This is a genomic window from Geobacter psychrophilus (assembly GCF_056821595.1).
This window is the reverse complement of record NZ_JBXDTU010000004.1, coordinates 1,945,049-1,959,705: the sequence shown is the minus strand read 5'-3', so window position 1 is coordinate 1,959,705 and position 14,657 is coordinate 1,945,049. Positions and strand designations below refer to the sequence as shown.

Genomic DNA, 14,657 nt, shown 5'->3' with positions numbered 1-14,657 from the left:
TCCTTCCCGATGTTCACAGTAACGATCTTTCATGGAGAATATTTAGTAGCTGTTCGGCCTTTTCTTCTCTTGTTCCCGCCAGGACGACACCTTTGGCCGAAACTGCCGGGTATGCAAGCGGCAGGAACTCTTCGCGCGGGTCAACTGCTGAAATCCCTTCCGCTTCCAGGGAGACAATCACCTTTTCTTTTGCCCGCAGGATATTGGATAGAGAAGGGTAGCGCGGCCTGCTCCCCCCGGTTTGTATCGTCAGAACAGCGGGGAGCGACACAATGATCTTCTCCGTCATCATCCCCTCCAGTTCTGAATGCACTGTCACGCATTTATCTCCTGCCGCCAGGCTGGCAGCAACTACCGACACCGCGCACGGCAGGGAAAGCAGTGCCGCCAGTAGCGGCCCGACTTGACACTGCATGGCATCCTCGGACATGACCCCGGTGAGGATCAGATCAAAGGCGTTTTCGACGGCATAGCAGGCGATGCATGAAGCTGTTTCCAACGCTGACAGCGGTGTTTTGTCGCTATGTATGTGAACACCGTAATCTGCACCTTTGGAGAACGCCCGCCTGATGATCTGAGTGACCCGTTCCGGCCCTACGGAGATAACATGGATCACTGTGCCCGGAATTCTCTCCTTGAGAAGCAGGGCCTCTTCAAGGGCATACTCGTCATAGCTGTTCATTCGGTATGAAGTGTCGCTGTCCTCCAGGAGCCAGTCGGCTTGAGGAGAGGGGTACAGTGTCGAATTGCTGTCTATGACCTGTTTGATGCAAACGAGAATCTTCATGGGGCGCCTGTCAAGAATAAGTGTGCTTAGCCATGTTCGCAAAAACGACCGGTAGAGTCAATTAAAAAAGCGAGCGCTCGCTCGTTTTTTTAATTGACAGTAGAATTAGGCATAAGTACAGTAGGCATATAATGAAGAAAATACGCCAAGGAGGTTTGAGATGGATTTTGTAATATCGGACAAAATGAAAACAATTCTGAGAATGATCAACGAATTTGTTGATAAGGAGCTGATACCACTCGAACATGAATTTATTTCATCTGATTTCAGGGAGATGCTTCCCGTTCTTCACGAAAAGCGGCAGATGGTAAAACAGATGGAGCTGTGGGGTCCGAACAACCCGGTGGAACTGGGGGGGATGGGGCTTTCCATGCTTGAGCATGGACTTGTTTCCGAGGCGCTCGGGCGAACGCCTCTCGGCCATTACATTTTTGGCTGCCAGGCGCCTGATGCCGGCAACATCGAGATACTACATCTCCATGGAAGTGAAGAACAGCATCACACCTATCTTGAACCGCTCGCCCAGGGTGATATCCGGAGCTGTTTCGGCATGACCGAGGTGGATAGCCCAGGGTCGAATCCGGTAATGATAGCCACGACCGCAGTCAAAGATGGGGGCGACTACATCATCAACGGTCATAAGTGGTATACGACCGGTGCTGACGGTTCGCAGTTCTGTATTGTCATGGCGGTAACCAACCCGGACGCACCGGTGCATCTCCGGGCCAGCATGATCATCGTGCCGACCGACACCCCCGGCTTCAATCTGGTGCGGAACATCCCGGTCATGGGACATGAGGGGAGCGATTACGCCAGTCACGGGGAAGTTCTCCTCCAGTCGTGCCGGGTGCCGCAAAAAAATCTGCTTGGCAAGGAAGGCATGGGTTTCGTTCTGGCCCAGGACCGGCTCGGACCGGGCAGGATTCATCACTGTATGCGCTGGCTTGGAATCTGCAGTCGGGCCTTTGACCTCATGTGCGCTCGGGCCAACAGCAGGGTTATCTCTCCGGATGGTAAAACGCTGGCGTCAAAGCAGATCATTCAGGCCTGGGTTGCTGAATCGGCCGCAGAGATTCAGGCGGCTCGTCTCACAACCCTCTACGCCGCCTGGAGAATCGATACTGTAGGTGCAAAAGAAGCGAGGGACGATGTAAGTATGATAAAATACCTCGTGGCAAATACCATGCAGAATGTCGTCGACCGTGCGCTTCAGGTACATGGCGGCCTCGGCATGACGGATGATACGGTGCTGGCGTATTTCTTCCGCCACGAACGGGCAGCAAGGATTTATGACGGAGCTGACGAGGTGCATAAAACCTCGCTGGCGAAACGGTATCTCAAGCGATATGTCTGAAGGAACAGGTGAGGCGGTAATGACTACTGATTTTGAACGATTCAAAAAAGAAAACCAGCTTTCGGTTGAAACAATCTGCCGAGATTTTTTCAACAACAGTCAGGGTTCCCTTAAGATCAAAAAAGAAGCGGTAGTGGTAAAAAATCTCGTAACTATTCTGAATACCACATTGAAGTTGAGTAGTGAAATCGGATTTCAGACTATGAGTCTGCGGGATCTGAGCAGAGAATCGGGACTCAGCATGGGGGCACTGTATGCCTACTTCAGCAGCAAGGATGACCTGTTACGAATTATTCATTCCTACGGCATGCAAACGGTTAAAACTATTCTGACGGAAACTGTTGCAGACAAGGCTGATGCCCATGAAAAGCTGCGGAATATTGTACGGACCCATCTCTATCTGAGTGAAGTTTTGCAACTGTGGTTTAATTTCTTTTTTATGGAAACAAAGAATCTGAAACACGAAGACCGGAAAATACCGACCGAAAGTGAACTGTTTACTGAGCAGGTTATCGTCGACATCCTGGAAGAGGGGAGATCGGCCGGAATTTATACCATAAGGGATACCGTGCTGACTGCGGCGCTTATTAAAGCACTGTTACAGGACTGGTACCTGAAACGGTGGAAATATGCGAAACGGAAAATATCAATTGAACAGTATCTCGCCTTTATTATGGAGAGTATAGAAGCCGTAATTTTATCGAAAAAGGGGGCATCGGTATGACGTCAGAACAAAATAAAACCCTGGACGAACCGGTAACGATTCGCGCCGGTGAAGAGCTGGACGCAGCACGGGTACAGGCATTTGTCACCTCATCATTCCCAGAAATCACTGGCGAAATAACAGTACGGCAGTTTCCGGGCGGATTTTCCAATCTGACCTATCTGGTGAAAATTGGCGAGCGTGAACTGATTCTCCGCCGTCCTCCCTTCGGTAAAAAGGCTAAGACAGCCCATGATATGGCGCGTGAATACCGGGTATTACGCTCGTTGAAACCGGTGTTTCCCTATTGTCCAGAACCGCTGGTTTACTCCGAGGATGAAAACATCATTGGTGCTCCCTTTTATCTTATGGAGCGAATCAAAGGGATTATTTTGCGGAAAAATCTTCCTGCGGAGATTAGCTATACAGCAGAGCAGGCGCGGACCTTGAGCGAAAACCTCGTGTCGGTATTATGCAGACTGCATTCGATAGATTACGTCCAGGCAGGCCTTGACGATCTGGGCAAGGCACAAGGCTATGTCACGAGGCAGGTGGAAGGGTGGAGCAGGCGATATGTTGATGCAAAAACCGATGATGCATCAGGATTCGAGACGGTTATCCGTTGGCTTCAGGACAAAATGCCGTTGGATTCCCCGGTGGCGGCAGTAATCCATAATGATTATCGTTTTGACAATGTGGTGCTGGACCCGGAACATCCAACCGAAATTATCGGTGTTCTTGATTGGGAAATGACTACGATCGGCGACCCTCTCATGGATCTTGGCTCGTCTTTAGCGTATTGGATAGAAAAGGATGATCCGCCGGGGTTACAGGCCATCCGCATGATGCCGACAAATCTGGACGGTATGTTGACCAGAGATGAGCAGGTTGCGCTGTATGCGGAAAAAATGGGAATCAAAATTGATAATTACGACTATTATTATACGTTCGGGCTGTTTCGTCTCGCAGCGATCGCCCAACAGATCTACTACCGATATTACCACGGACAGACCAGGGACGCCCGTTTCAAATCGTTAATAGGAGCGGTGAAAGTGTTGGAGCAGACAGCCCTGCAGGTTATCGGAAAATCAGCTCTGTAGTTTTGCTGGTGAAACGCCGGAAGTTACAGATTTGCAAAGCAATGGCCGTTGCACTTCGCATTCCCTGAACAGGAGAGACACATGGGACACAATCTTGGTTCCAAAAGCAGCATCGTGCCGCTGATCGACCGGCTGAACAAATATCCGATCGGTCTCGTGGACAGCGATAAGCTGCGCGAGATCCTGACGCTCCTTTTTGACGAGCGCGAGGCCTACGTTGCTTCGCGCTTTCCGCTTGAAGAAGCGACCCTGCCGGAACTGGTGCGGCTGACGAAGATCCCGGCCGGGGAGCTGCTGCCGCTGCTCGACCGGATGGCCAACAAAGGGCTGGTGATGGATATGCCCTACGGAGGCGAGGTCTATTACCTGCTCTTGCCGGGGTTGATCGGCTTCTTCGAGTTCACCTTCATGAAGAATCGGACGGATCTGCCGCTTGAGCGTCTTGCCCTGCTTATGAAGGAATATCTGGAGGAGAGCCAGGCTGGCGAATTCTTCGGCAGCAAGACGCCGCTGACACGGTCTCTGATCTATGAAGAGCATATCCCGGTAACCTCGGAAGTCACCAGCTATGACCGGGCCCGTGAAATCATCCGTGAGGCTGGTTTCGGTGCGGTCGGGATGTGCTACTGCCGCCACAAGAAGGAACATCTGGATGAAACCTGCGGCAAAGGTGCGCCGGTAAACGGCATCTGCATCTCTTTGGGAAGTGCCGCCCGCTTCATGTCCCGCCGCGGTTTCGCCGAGGAGAAGAGCGTGGACGAACTGTTGGCGGTCCTTGACCACGCCAGAGAATTTAACCTGACTCACATTACCGACAACATCCGTCACAAGCCGTCATTCATCTGCAATTGCTGCAGCTGCTGCTGCGAACTGCTCGCCGGTGTGCAGATGGGATACCATAACGGGATCGGCAAAACCGGCTTATGCGCCGTTATAGATCCGGAACGATGTAACTGTTGTGGTGTCTGCTTCCGCGCCTGCAACGTCAAGGCTATCGGTCTGCCGGAAGGGGTGACATTTAAGCAGGCTAGCGACCGCTTTGCAGTGGTTGCCAACGACATCTGTCTCGGTTGCGGTGCCTGTGTCAGCGCCTGCAAGCGGAGTGCGCTCTCGATGGTCCCTGTTGTGGACAGAGTGATGCCGCCGTTGAAACGGAAGGATCTGTACATCCAGATCCTCAAGGAAAAGCGCCGCCTGACACCGTTTGTCGTCAGCGGCTTCAAGAAAAGCATGCGGAACCTCTTTAAGGAAAAGCCGACCAATAAAACCATACAGATCATTAAGGAGTAGCCCATGTTCCTACTCAATCCAAACCAGCTGTCTGCGACTCATCCCGATCCAGCTCTGAATGAGATCCTACGTAAAACCGTCGCTTTTTTTGAAGCCAAAGGAAAAAAACAACTCAAACAGGATGATTTCGACCGGGTCTGGTATGCCGATTTTCTCGACTTCGTCAAGCGGGAGCGGATCTTTGCAACCCTGCTGACTCCTGCCAGCTATGGAGATAAGGATTGCCGCTGGGATACCTCGCGCCTCTGCGCCTTCAACGAATTGCTCGGTTTTTACGGTCTCTGCTACTGGTATACCTGGCAGGTCACGATTCTCGGGCTCGGGCCGATCTGGATGAGCAGCAACGAGGAGTTGAAGCGCAAGGCCGCTCAACTGCTGGATGACGGTGCGATCTTCGCCTTCGGTCTGTCCGAAAAAGAGCATGGTGCCGATATCTACGCCAGCGACATGCTGCTGATTCCGCAGGGTAACGGCAGCTATCTGGCGCAGGGTGATAAATACTACATCGGCAACGCCAATGAAGCTGCCATGGTGTCGACGTTCGGGCGCGAACCAGATGGCGGCGGTTACGCTTTTTTTGTCGTCAACAGCAAACATGAAAAATACGAACTGGTCAAAAACATCACCGCGACTCAATCCTATGTGGCTGAATACGTCCTGCACGACTACCCGCTGACCGAGGCCGACATTCTGTCAAAAGGGGATGAAGCATGGAATGCGACGCTCAATACCGTCAACATCGGCAAATACAATCTGGGTTGGGCCAGTATCGGCATCTGCACCCACGCCTTCTACGAGGCGATCAACCATGCCTCAGCTCGGAGCCTCTACGGCATGCATGTCACCAACTTCCCGCATGTGAAACAGATGTTCGTCGATGCCTATGTCCGGCTGGTCGCGATGAAACTCTTTGCCCTGCGGGCTGCGGACTACCTTCGCTCGGCCTCGGCTGAGGACCGCCGTTATTTGCTCTATAATCCGGTGGTCAAGATGAAGGTGACGACCCAGGGGGAAGAAGTGATCAACCTGCTCTGGGATGTGATCGCGGCCAAGGGATTCGAGAAGGATATGTATTTCGAAACGGCAGCCCGCGACATCAGGGCGCTCCCGAAGTTGGAGGGAACGGTCCACGTCAACATCGCGCTGATCGTCAAGTTCATGCAGAACTACTTCTTTAATCCGGCGGAGTATGCCCCGGTGCCGCGCCGTCTCGACCCGGTCAATGACGATTATCTGTTTAATCAGGGGGCAACAAAGGGACTCGGCAAGATCCAGTTCCACAACTACCTCCCAACCTATGATGCCTGTACACTTCCGAATGTGCAGATTTTCAAGGAGCAGATTGCCGTCTTTCGCGAGTTCCTGCTCAAAGCAACACCCGATGCGACTCAACAGAAGGACATAGACTTTCTGCTTACGGTGGGTGAGATTTTCACCTTGGTGGTCTACGGTCAACTGATTCTGGAAAACGCCGCGCTGCTGGCGATCGATGGAGATGTGGTTGATCAGATCTTTGACTTCATGGTGCGCGACCTGTCGAAATTTGCGCTGCAGCTTTACAGCAAACCATCCAGCACGGAGCAGCAGATGGCATGCTGTATGATACTGGTGCGCAAGGCGAATGTTGACGAAAAGCGCTATCAGAGGGTTTTGGGGTTGTATGTGTACAGCTTGAATGGTGCTTATAATATGGTGGAATAGCAGAAATTAAAATGATGTGGTGACTTGCACATGGCGCATCCCCCTGTTTATCCTGAGGTGCGGCTCATTCTTCCAGAAGAAGAGCGATTGCTAACAAATCGAACACCCCATGGACGTTTGGGATTACCTCAATCAATCAAGTGCGATGAAAAAAAGATTACTTTTTAACACAAAGTGCTCCATATGTGCTCCACAAAATAATAAACTGGTCAGCTGATTAGCTAACCAGTTTATTTTATGATCGATCACTGAAGAATAATTATTTTCGCTGAACATCTTCCTGGCTTTCTGCTGTTTCTGCACTGTCGGATTTGATTGTTACAAGACCCTCTAGGTGAGCTGCCCATTTGGTAAGCCACGCCTGTTTTTCCTTGTCATATTTGTTGCGATTGTAGATACCGATGACACCCTTCTTGGCATGGTTCAGGATGGCATCAATGATCTCGTCCGGACAGCCCAGCTCAGATAACTTGGTGGCCGCTGTTCGCCGCAGGTCATGAGGAGTCCAGCGGGGCAGGCCGAAGTATTCTGCCATGGCTCCGGTCTTTTTACCATCACCTGCCGGTCGTCCGCCTGCCCGTTCGTCACAGACCATATGTGACAGAGCCTTTCTCTGCAGTGGCGGAAAGACCGCTTTTAGCGTATCCGGATTAATGACAGCAGGGCCGGGGAATACATAATCGCTGTAACCGGGGTTCTTGCCGATGGTGCTCAAGGCAAATGGCGTGAGAAACACCCGGTGGCTTTCCTGCCGATGATTGCGGGTTTTGATTCGCTCCGGCGGGATCGACCACCACTTTTCATCGATTTCATTCCAGGCCATGCCTGCAACCTCTCCAGGACGCTGAGCGGTGATCAGGATCATTAGCAATGCCCTGCGTGTTTCAGCCGATCCAGGCGGGGTCGAGGAATGGATGGTGTCCCAGACCAATTTGATCTCTTCATCGGATAAGGTTCTGGAAGTACTGACCGGTTTTATGGAGGGAACGGCAGCTGGCAGGCGTGTGAAGGGGTTGATTTCCACCAATTCACGGTCGAGAGCGTAGTTGAACATGGCCCGGGCAATTTTCATGACGCCACGAGCCTGGCCGGGAGCGGTCGCTGCAATCGGGTCGATCAGGCTGATAGCGTCCTTACGCCGGATTTCTTGAGCATTCCGTTCCTTCCAGACCAAAATGATATGCTTGTCCAGGGTGCGAACCGTTTCACGGGCTGTTGATTTTGCCATGTGTTGTTCCACAAACACTTTGTAATCATCCACCAGTTTCTGGATGGTCAACGCAGCTTCGGGCTCTGATGCAACCGGCTGCTCAAGCGGGCTCATACCTTTTCCGACCATGATGGCTGCCGCGCGGAACTTTTCACGGGCATCGGCAAGCTTTGTCACAGGATATTGTCCAAGGTTCATGCGGTGACGCTTGCCGTTCAGGGTATAAATGTACTGGAATGTTTTGACACCGGAGGGAAGGACGCGTAATGTGAACCCGTGACCTTCACGGATGCAGTACTCTTTCTCGGGTGGCTTGATGGACTGAAGAAAACGATCGGTAAATTTCATGGAACCTCTATGGAACCTTGCATGCTTCCGAAATCAAATTAATGCTTCGAAAAAACCTGAAACAATTATTACGGAAAACGGGCCATAGAGTCAATAAAATAAGGTGATTACACAAACACATATTACTATTTCGAAATATCTGCAAAGCCTTTTTAGCCTGCTTCGGGAGCAGGGGGTCGCTAGTTCGAATCTAGTCATCCCGACCATTTGCCACTTAACTCTGTAGTTTATCTACAGAAAACGAAATCCTCCAAGTGTTGGCCTACAAACTAGGCTACATTTCGGAGGATTTCGTTTATATGTACCTTAAACGCGTTGGCACAATCTACTATTTTTACGCTCGGGTTCCCTTCGATCTTGTTCCCCTCCTTGGTAAAACAGAGGTAAAGAAATCCCTTCTGACTTCTGATCTACGCACAGCTAAGGCAGCAGTAAAGGTCTACATCCTCGAACTCGAAAAGCTTGGCATGCTCACGAGGACACATATGCTTGACGACATTCAGCTACACAAACTACTCCAGCGATATAAAGACAGCTACCTGCTGGGCATTGATGGTGCGAGAGATACCGGCGCTACAGTGATGGACGTACTAGAGCATCAGGTATTCAGCAAGCGACCACTTGCCTGTCTGGATGTTAATAAGATGCTCCCTCAGCTGGTCAACCTCTTCGGTGATAGTTCTACGGACTCCAACATAATAAACAACCTCGATGCCATACTGCTGGCTGATAATGTCTCTCCTGAGTATAAAGCGCGGGCCGTGCTAATTAAGCAGTCTCTGGCTGAACAGAACGGGCCTGATGCTGCGATAGACGTGTACAACTCGCTACTGCTAACCTTGAGAAAAGAGCTGAGAACTAACGAGTTCGATCTGGACACCAGAACAGAAGCTCTTGCTTTTGTTGTCGATAATAAACTGGATGTTGAGTTGCCACCTAGGGAGTGGGTTGATCCGAATTCAGATGATTGGTTCCAGCGTCCGCAAGGTGATTTCCTGAAGGTTATCAGGAAGCTATTGCAGTCCAGAATTGACATATACAGCACCGAGATGCAGCGCCTTCAGGGTAACTACAGTAATCCCTATGATACACAAGCACGTACCAAGCGGCCACCATTCTACATAAGTGAGGCTATAGACGAATAACCAAGGTACTGGAAGGAACCGCAGTACTAAGGGCTACCCACCTTTGTGAGCACGGTACATGGCGTCTTGGAAACATGCTTCTTCGCAAATTTCATTTTTACGATCTTCTATTTCATCCGCAGCATGGGAATATGCGCTTTGAATTCCTACCAACAACTCATCTCTGATTGCTGAACTCCAACCCTGTGTCAGAATTTTATCTACAGCGAGCTCTATATGTTTCCTGATAGAGCCAGAGGAGTCTCTCAAAAAGTCGACAGGTTACGCGGTATCCCGGGGATGTTGGAATAGTATAGACAGATGCTGCTTGATTCGGAAGGGCATTGAGCAAAAGAGGGGCGGCGAAATTGTCCGCCCTTTTCTGCTGGTGCATGATGTGTGGGTTTATGATGAACCTGACCGCGTAGATTTCAGCTTGGATTCTGACGGTAATTGACGTCCAGATGAAATGTAAATTAACCACACAGTTCGTCAGTCAGTTCCTTTGATATCACGGATATTACTGCTCAACGAAGTGGAGCCCGATCTGGTTGGAGTGTATTCTGATAACCTTGCATAGATAGGTAACCGGGGAGAGAAGCAAAACTTTCAATGTCCCCACGTCCCCCATCTGAATGCAACCCTGGTCTGATGTGTTCACCTCAATCAATGCACCGGCAGAAGAGATGTTATCGACCAGGCATGAATATTTTGAGTCCTTGATATCCAGAATACAGGTAGTTTTAAAGGCGATTCTTTCCTCGCCGCGCTTTTTATCATACATAGGTATCACCACGTCTTTCTGTCACTACGTATGAATAATACCACACTCAATCACCTATAAACCACCACTCAATACCATCTGTTCCGCCATTCGGTTGAATGTACCCGGTCCCTTTAGATGGCATCAAGCAGGTAAACAAAGTGATATCCGGTCAAATCACGGAATATTCTCTTGAAACCGGGAACAAGATGTGACGGAACATCATGTGGACCGGCAATCTACTTTAAGCTAACCCTTATAAATAGAGACTCAGCATGCTATTTCGCGGGTATATGGTCGTGTGAAAATACTTTTTTTCAATAATGGGAACAGGATATGCAATAATCGGAATAACCACATAAGTTCTTCTCATCTTGTACAATTGGCAAACCTGGGGTAACCCAGGGACGCAAAGCCGCGAGTCCTGCAAATGGATAGTCGGGTTACCAGAATGAGGGTCACTAAACCCTTCAGCTAACGAAGGGTTTTTTTGTTTTTCGGGCAGCAATCAAACCTTGGGAGGTCCAACATGAAGGCATTGCTTGTGCTGATGTTAATGGCAACAACGAGTGCGTTTGCCGGGGATATTCTGGTTCTCAGAAAAGGTGTGGAGTTTAACCATGTCAAGCATCAGTCCGATCGGGTTGGCATTTGTGCGGTATGCCATGTGAAACAGATCGGGAAGATTTCTCATTTCGGCAAAGGGTGGGCGCACAAGAACTGCATAGATTGCCATGACCTTTACAAAGAAGGGCCGACTCATTGTAGTGGCTGCCATTCGGTGGCGTAAGCAGATGCAGGCTGCTCAATCGAATCAGATATTATGTTGCCAGGCACTTGATGTGGACTATAATCGAGACAGATGAGCCATCAAGTGGAGGCGCCATGATTGTATATATTATGCGGCACGCAGAAGCGGTTGAGAAGAGCGACAGCTTGCAGGACGAGTGGCGCTATCTGACTGAAAAAGGCAGGTCAGCGGCTGAAAAAATGAGCTCGGCAATTGCCAGGACCGGACCCAAACCGCGATTGACCATTACCAGTCCCCTGACCCGCGCCGTACAGACCGCCGAGATCGTGGCTGAAAAGGCCTGCCGCAAAGATGTGGTCGTCGCCAGCGAACTGCTTCTGCCGGGGGCTGACATCAATGCGGTGGTTGCGCACCTGCAGGGATGCAGTGCTGCCAAACGCGTCATGCTGGTTGGACACGAACCTCAGCTTGGTTTGCTGGTCGCGACATTGCTCGGCTGCGAGGACAGATTGATCCCGCTGAAAAAAGGCGCCTGTGTGGCGTTGGAGCTTGATACGAAAAAGGCAGACAAGCCGGCCGGTTTTCTCTGGTACCTGGCTCCCGACAGGAAACGGGTCATGTCGTTTAAGAAGGCCTTCCCACAATAGCGGCCTGACGGTAAATTATTTCGTCACGTGCAAATATCTTTTGTTATAATCGGGGCTGCACCTGCTGGTGCAGGCCCCGATTTCGTTTGAAGGAACATTCAGCGCACTTTAATATCCAGAGGAGAACATGCTGATGCTGCACGGTTTCATAAGAAGCAAGTCTGCCGTTGCGCTGGTCGTACTGCTTCAATTCATAGTGACACTCTCGCTGTGCAAAACAACAGCGGCCTCAACACCAGCGCCTTCAGCCAGGAATGTTATTCTGATCATCGCAGACGGCATGCAGCTGGAGCATGAGAGGGCCGCAAGCAATTACCTGTACGGAAACCCGGAAGCAGGGCTGGAGCACCAAAAATTTCCTTATAAAGGATCTGCCTCCACCTGGGATGTAACGACCTATAACCGTTATGCCTACACGTACGGCGCGGCCTTGATCAGCGACAGCTGCTTTGATCCGCAACGGGCCAACGGTTTTACTGCCCTGCTGGGCTATGATCCCTCCAAAGGCGGCAAACTCCCCTACCGTCAGGATACATCCGGGCAGACCGCCTATTTCGGAACCAGGCTGAAATCAGGTGCAACCGCCAACGGAGCCTATCCGGCGACTGATTCGGCCTCTGCCGCCACAGCGCTTTCCACCGGCTTCAAGACCGACGACGGCAACGTTGCCTGGCGCAGCGGCGACCCGGCCAACGGGCGCCTCACCACCATCGCCGAGATGTTCCGCCGCCAGAGAAAAGCAGCCATCGGCGTGGTCAGCACGGTTCCCTTCTCCCATGCCACCCCGGCGGCCTTCGTCAGCCACAATGTTCATCGCGACAACTACAGGGCCATCGCACAGGAGATCATCGCCGGTGTTCGTCCGGAGGTTGTCATCGGCGGCGGTCATCCGGCCTTCTACTCTGCCTCAGGCCGGGCGGACTACAGTTATATCGATGCCGCCGAATACAACAGCCTGAAAAATTCCCGCGAGTATGTCCTGGCAGAGCGCAAAGTCGGCGTCGATGGCGGCAGTGTGCTGCAGGCCGCAGCCGATGTAGCGGTGGCCGGCAACAAGAAGCTGTTCGGCCTGTTCGGCGGCGCGGGGGGCAACTTCGAGTTTCATATGCCGAGCACTGACGGCAGTGCCGGTATTGTTCGCGGTTCCGTCGAGAACCCCACCCTGGCCGATGCTTCCACTGCTGCCCTCAAGGTCCTGTCCCGGAACAGGAACGGCTTCTTCCTGCTGGTTGAACAGGGGGACATCGACTGGTCCAACCATGCCAATGACTATGCCGGCATGATCGGCGGCATCTGGGACCTGAACAACGCGGTCAAAGCCGTAGAAGCCTTTATTGACCAGCCGGGTGATGATATCAGCTGGGAAAATACCCTGGTGATCGTCACAGCGGACCACGCCAACGGGTACCTGCGGCTGAAGAAGGATCTGGCCAAAGGCATTCTGCCGGCTCAGCACCGAAACGGCCCGGGTGCCCCGGCCGGATACGACCGAACGGTTGCCTACTACTACGATCCCGGCCAAGTGACCTACGGTTTCGCTGAAAAGGGTGGTAATTCGCACACCAACGAGCTGGTCACGCTGTATGCCAGGGGCGCCGCTTCAGACAGTTTCAGGGGCTTTGAGGGGCTCTGGTATCCGGGTACCCGCATCGTTGACAATACCCAGATCTTCAGGGTCATGCTGACCGCCCCGGGGCTGACTGACGAGAACCGTAGCAGGGTTTCAGGGCCCCGGCTGACCACCTTTCTGTACACCTCCGATGCCCATTACGGCACCAAGCGATCGGCTCTGTTCGGCAGTTACAGCACTGCGGCACAGGTCAACGGCCTGATGATCCGTTCCATGAACAGCATGCCCAATGAGACACTCCCCTGCGGCGATAACGGCGTCAAGGCCTGCCAGCCAGTCGGGGCGATAGATTTTGTTGCCATGACCGGCGACATCGCCAACCGTCAGGAATCGAGATATGGCATTCAAGCTGCAGCCGCTTCCTGGGAGCAGTTTACACACGATTATATCAGCACCCTGAACGTGCTGGACCGCAATGGCAAAAAAGCCCCGCTGTACCTGGTACCCGGCAACCATGACGTCTCCAATGCCATCGCCTACACCAGGGCACTGCAGCCGCCAACCGACGACACCGTCATGTTCAACCTCTACAACATGTACATGAGCCCGGCCGTTCCTTTGACTGCAGGCGGTTACAAACATACCCGGCCGCCGATAGTCTATTCCCGGGATATGGGCGGTGTCCACTTCGTGTTCCTGGGCATGTGGCCCGACAGTGCTGTCCGGCCGCTGATCGATGCCGATCTTGTCGGGATGGGCCATCCGGAAATGCCGGTAGTGCTCTTTACCCATGATCAGCCCGACATCGAAACAAAACATCTGACCGGCCCCAAAGGCGCCGCGGATTTCGCCGGCGGCTTTGAAAACCTGGTGTCCGACGTTGTCGCAGATTCCGACAGCAGCGGCAGCCTGTCCACCTGCAGCCCTGCAACCACCGCCCAGAAAGGGCTGGCGGACTGGTTGGCAACACACAGGAATATCGTCGCCTACTTCCATGGCAATGAGAATTATTTCCAGAAGTACACCTGGACGGGTACCAGCGGCCAGATAAAGCTGAATGTGTTCCGGGTAGATTCACCGATGAAGGGGGTTGTTTCGGGTGCGGATGCTGCTGATGGCAGGGGTGATCCCGACCGGCTGTCCTACAACGTGGTAACCATCGATGCTGCCGCGCAGAATATGACGGTGCGCGAGTATCTCTGGCAGCAGAAGAGATGGGGCGCATCGCACACGGTTTCTCTGGCACCCCGCAGCAAGTGATCCCGCAATAGCCTTCATCCTGCATTTTTGCCCAGAGCACCAGATTTCG

Annotated in this window: 12 protein-coding genes, 1 tRNA gene and 1 riboswitch; of the genes, 10 read left to right on the top strand and 3 right to left on the bottom strand. The window is 52.1% G+C overall.

The genetic code is table 11. The features are described from left to right. Window positions 1-13 precede the first annotated feature (13 nt). Window positions 14-787 carry an electron transfer flavoprotein subunit beta/FixA family protein gene (locus tag ACOCF6_RS11455; RefSeq protein ID WP_482460510.1) on the bottom strand — a complete coding sequence of 258 codons (774 nt, stop codon included), beginning with the start codon at window positions 785-787 and terminating at the stop codon, window positions 14-16. 160 nt (window positions 788-947) lie between these two features. Between ACOCF6_RS11455 and ACOCF6_RS11450 the strand changes: the two genes are divergently transcribed. The 5 genes from ACOCF6_RS11450 to ACOCF6_RS11430 all read left to right on the top strand — a co-directional run bounded on the left by ACOCF6_RS11450 (window position 948) and on the right by ACOCF6_RS11430 (window position 6,935). Next, window positions 948-2,141: an acyl-CoA dehydrogenase family protein gene (locus ACOCF6_RS11450; RefSeq protein WP_482460509.1), complete on the top strand. Its 1,194-nt coding sequence runs from the start codon at window positions 948-950 to the stop codon at window positions 2,139-2,141. Between the two features lie 19 nt (window positions 2,142-2,160). Next, a complete protein-coding gene (locus ACOCF6_RS11445) occupies window positions 2,161-2,865 on the top strand; it encodes a TetR/AcrR family transcriptional regulator (protein ID WP_482460508.1) in 705 nt (234 codons plus the stop codon). Beyond that, window positions 2,862-3,944 carry a phosphotransferase family protein gene (locus ACOCF6_RS11440; protein WP_482460507.1) on the top strand — a complete coding sequence of 361 codons (1,083 nt, stop codon included), beginning with the start codon at window positions 2,862-2,864 and terminating at the stop codon, window positions 3,942-3,944. Before ACOCF6_RS11445 ends, ACOCF6_RS11440 begins: the two co-directional genes overlap by 4 nt. An 81-nt stretch (window positions 3,945-4,025) precedes the next feature. Further along, entirely contained in the window at window positions 4,026-5,234 is a 1,209-nt protein-coding gene (locus tag ACOCF6_RS11435) for a hypothetical protein (protein WP_482460506.1), read from the top strand. A gap of 3 nt (window positions 5,235-5,237) precedes the next feature. Next, window positions 5,238-6,935 (top strand): acyl-CoA dehydrogenase family protein, encoded by a 1,698-nt coding sequence (locus tag ACOCF6_RS11430; protein WP_482460505.1) that lies wholly within the window; start codon window positions 5,238-5,240, stop codon window positions 6,933-6,935. 259 nt (window positions 6,936-7,194) lie between these two features. On the opposite strand, the gene ACOCF6_RS11425 is transcribed toward ACOCF6_RS11430, so the two are convergent. Continuing rightward, window positions 7,195-8,493 (bottom strand): tyrosine-type recombinase/integrase, encoded by a 1,299-nt coding sequence (locus ACOCF6_RS11425; RefSeq protein ID WP_482460504.1) that lies wholly within the window; start codon window positions 8,491-8,493, stop codon window positions 7,195-7,197. Window positions 8,494-8,571: 78 nt separating this feature from the next. On the opposite strand from ACOCF6_RS11425, the gene ACOCF6_RS11420 reads away from it, so the two are divergent. Next, a tRNA-Ser gene (locus ACOCF6_RS11420) sits at window positions 8,572-8,699 on the top strand. A 93-nt stretch (window positions 8,700-8,792) separates the two neighbouring features. Next, window positions 8,793-9,638: a DUF6538 domain-containing protein gene (locus ACOCF6_RS11415; protein ID WP_482460503.1), complete on the top strand. Its 846-nt coding sequence runs from the start codon at window positions 8,793-8,795 to the stop codon at window positions 9,636-9,638. Between the two features lie 499 nt (window positions 9,639-10,137). Here the strand turns inward: ACOCF6_RS11415 and ACOCF6_RS11410 are convergent, their stop codons facing one another. Then, complete coding sequence (locus tag ACOCF6_RS11410) at window positions 10,138-10,401, bottom strand: PilZ domain-containing protein (RefSeq protein ID WP_482460502.1); 264 nt, start codon at window positions 10,399-10,401, stop codon at window positions 10,138-10,140. 353 nt (window positions 10,402-10,754) lie between these two features. Next, a riboswitch (cyclic di-GMP riboswitch) is annotated at window positions 10,755-10,831 on the top strand. A 78-nt stretch (window positions 10,832-10,909) separates the two neighbouring features. Between ACOCF6_RS11410 and ACOCF6_RS11405 the strand changes: the two genes are divergently transcribed. From ACOCF6_RS11405 to ACOCF6_RS11395, 3 genes are all read left to right on the top strand, one after another. Beyond that, on the top strand, window positions 10,910-11,170 hold the full coding sequence (locus tag ACOCF6_RS11405) for a cytochrome c3 family protein (protein WP_482460501.1): 261 nt from the start codon (window positions 10,910-10,912) through the stop codon (window positions 11,168-11,170). A gap of 95 nt (window positions 11,171-11,265) precedes the next feature. Further along, window positions 11,266-11,778, top strand: a complete 513-nt coding sequence (sixA, locus tag ACOCF6_RS11400) for a phosphohistidine phosphatase SixA (protein WP_482460500.1) — start codon at window positions 11,266-11,268, stop codon at window positions 11,776-11,778. A 133-nt stretch (window positions 11,779-11,911) separates the two neighbouring features. After that, entirely contained in the window at window positions 11,912-14,608 is a 2,697-nt protein-coding gene (locus ACOCF6_RS11395) for an alkaline phosphatase (RefSeq protein WP_482460499.1), read from the top strand. The last annotated feature ends 49 nt before the right edge of the window (window positions 14,609-14,657 follow it).

Bases quoted from the DNA above. Each gene is read 5' to 3' on its own strand.
- ACOCF6_RS11455 (WP_482460510.1), bottom strand. From the start codon at position 787: ATGAAGATTCTCGTTTGCATCAAACAGGTCATAGACAGCAATTCGACA.
- ACOCF6_RS11450 (WP_482460509.1), top strand. From the start codon at position 948: ATGGATTTTGTAATATCGGACAAAATGAAAACAATTCTGAGAATGATC.
- ACOCF6_RS11445 (WP_482460508.1), top strand. From the start codon at position 2,161: ATGACTACTGATTTTGAACGATTCAAAAAAGAAAACCAGCTTTCGGTT.
- ACOCF6_RS11440 (WP_482460507.1), top strand. From the start codon at position 2,862: ATGACGTCAGAACAAAATAAAACCCTGGACGAACCGGTAACGATTCGC.
- ACOCF6_RS11435 (WP_482460506.1), top strand. From the start codon at position 4,026: ATGGGACACAATCTTGGTTCCAAAAGCAGCATCGTGCCGCTGATCGAC.
- ACOCF6_RS11430 (WP_482460505.1), top strand. From the start codon at position 5,238: ATGTTCCTACTCAATCCAAACCAGCTGTCTGCGACTCATCCCGATCCA.
- ACOCF6_RS11425 (WP_482460504.1), bottom strand. From the start codon at position 8,493: ATGAAATTTACCGATCGTTTTCTTCAGTCCATCAAGCCACCCGAGAAA.
- ACOCF6_RS11415 (WP_482460503.1), top strand. From the start codon at position 8,793: ATGTACCTTAAACGCGTTGGCACAATCTACTATTTTTACGCTCGGGTT.
- ACOCF6_RS11410 (WP_482460502.1), bottom strand. From the start codon at position 10,401: ATGTATGATAAAAAGCGCGGCGAGGAAAGAATCGCCTTTAAAACTACC.
- ACOCF6_RS11405 (WP_482460501.1), top strand. From the start codon at position 10,910: ATGAAGGCATTGCTTGTGCTGATGTTAATGGCAACAACGAGTGCGTTT.
- sixA (WP_482460500.1), top strand. From the start codon at position 11,266: ATGATTGTATATATTATGCGGCACGCAGAAGCGGTTGAGAAGAGCGAC.
- ACOCF6_RS11395 (WP_482460499.1), top strand. From the start codon at position 11,912: ATGCTGCACGGTTTCATAAGAAGCAAGTCTGCCGTTGCGCTGGTCGTA.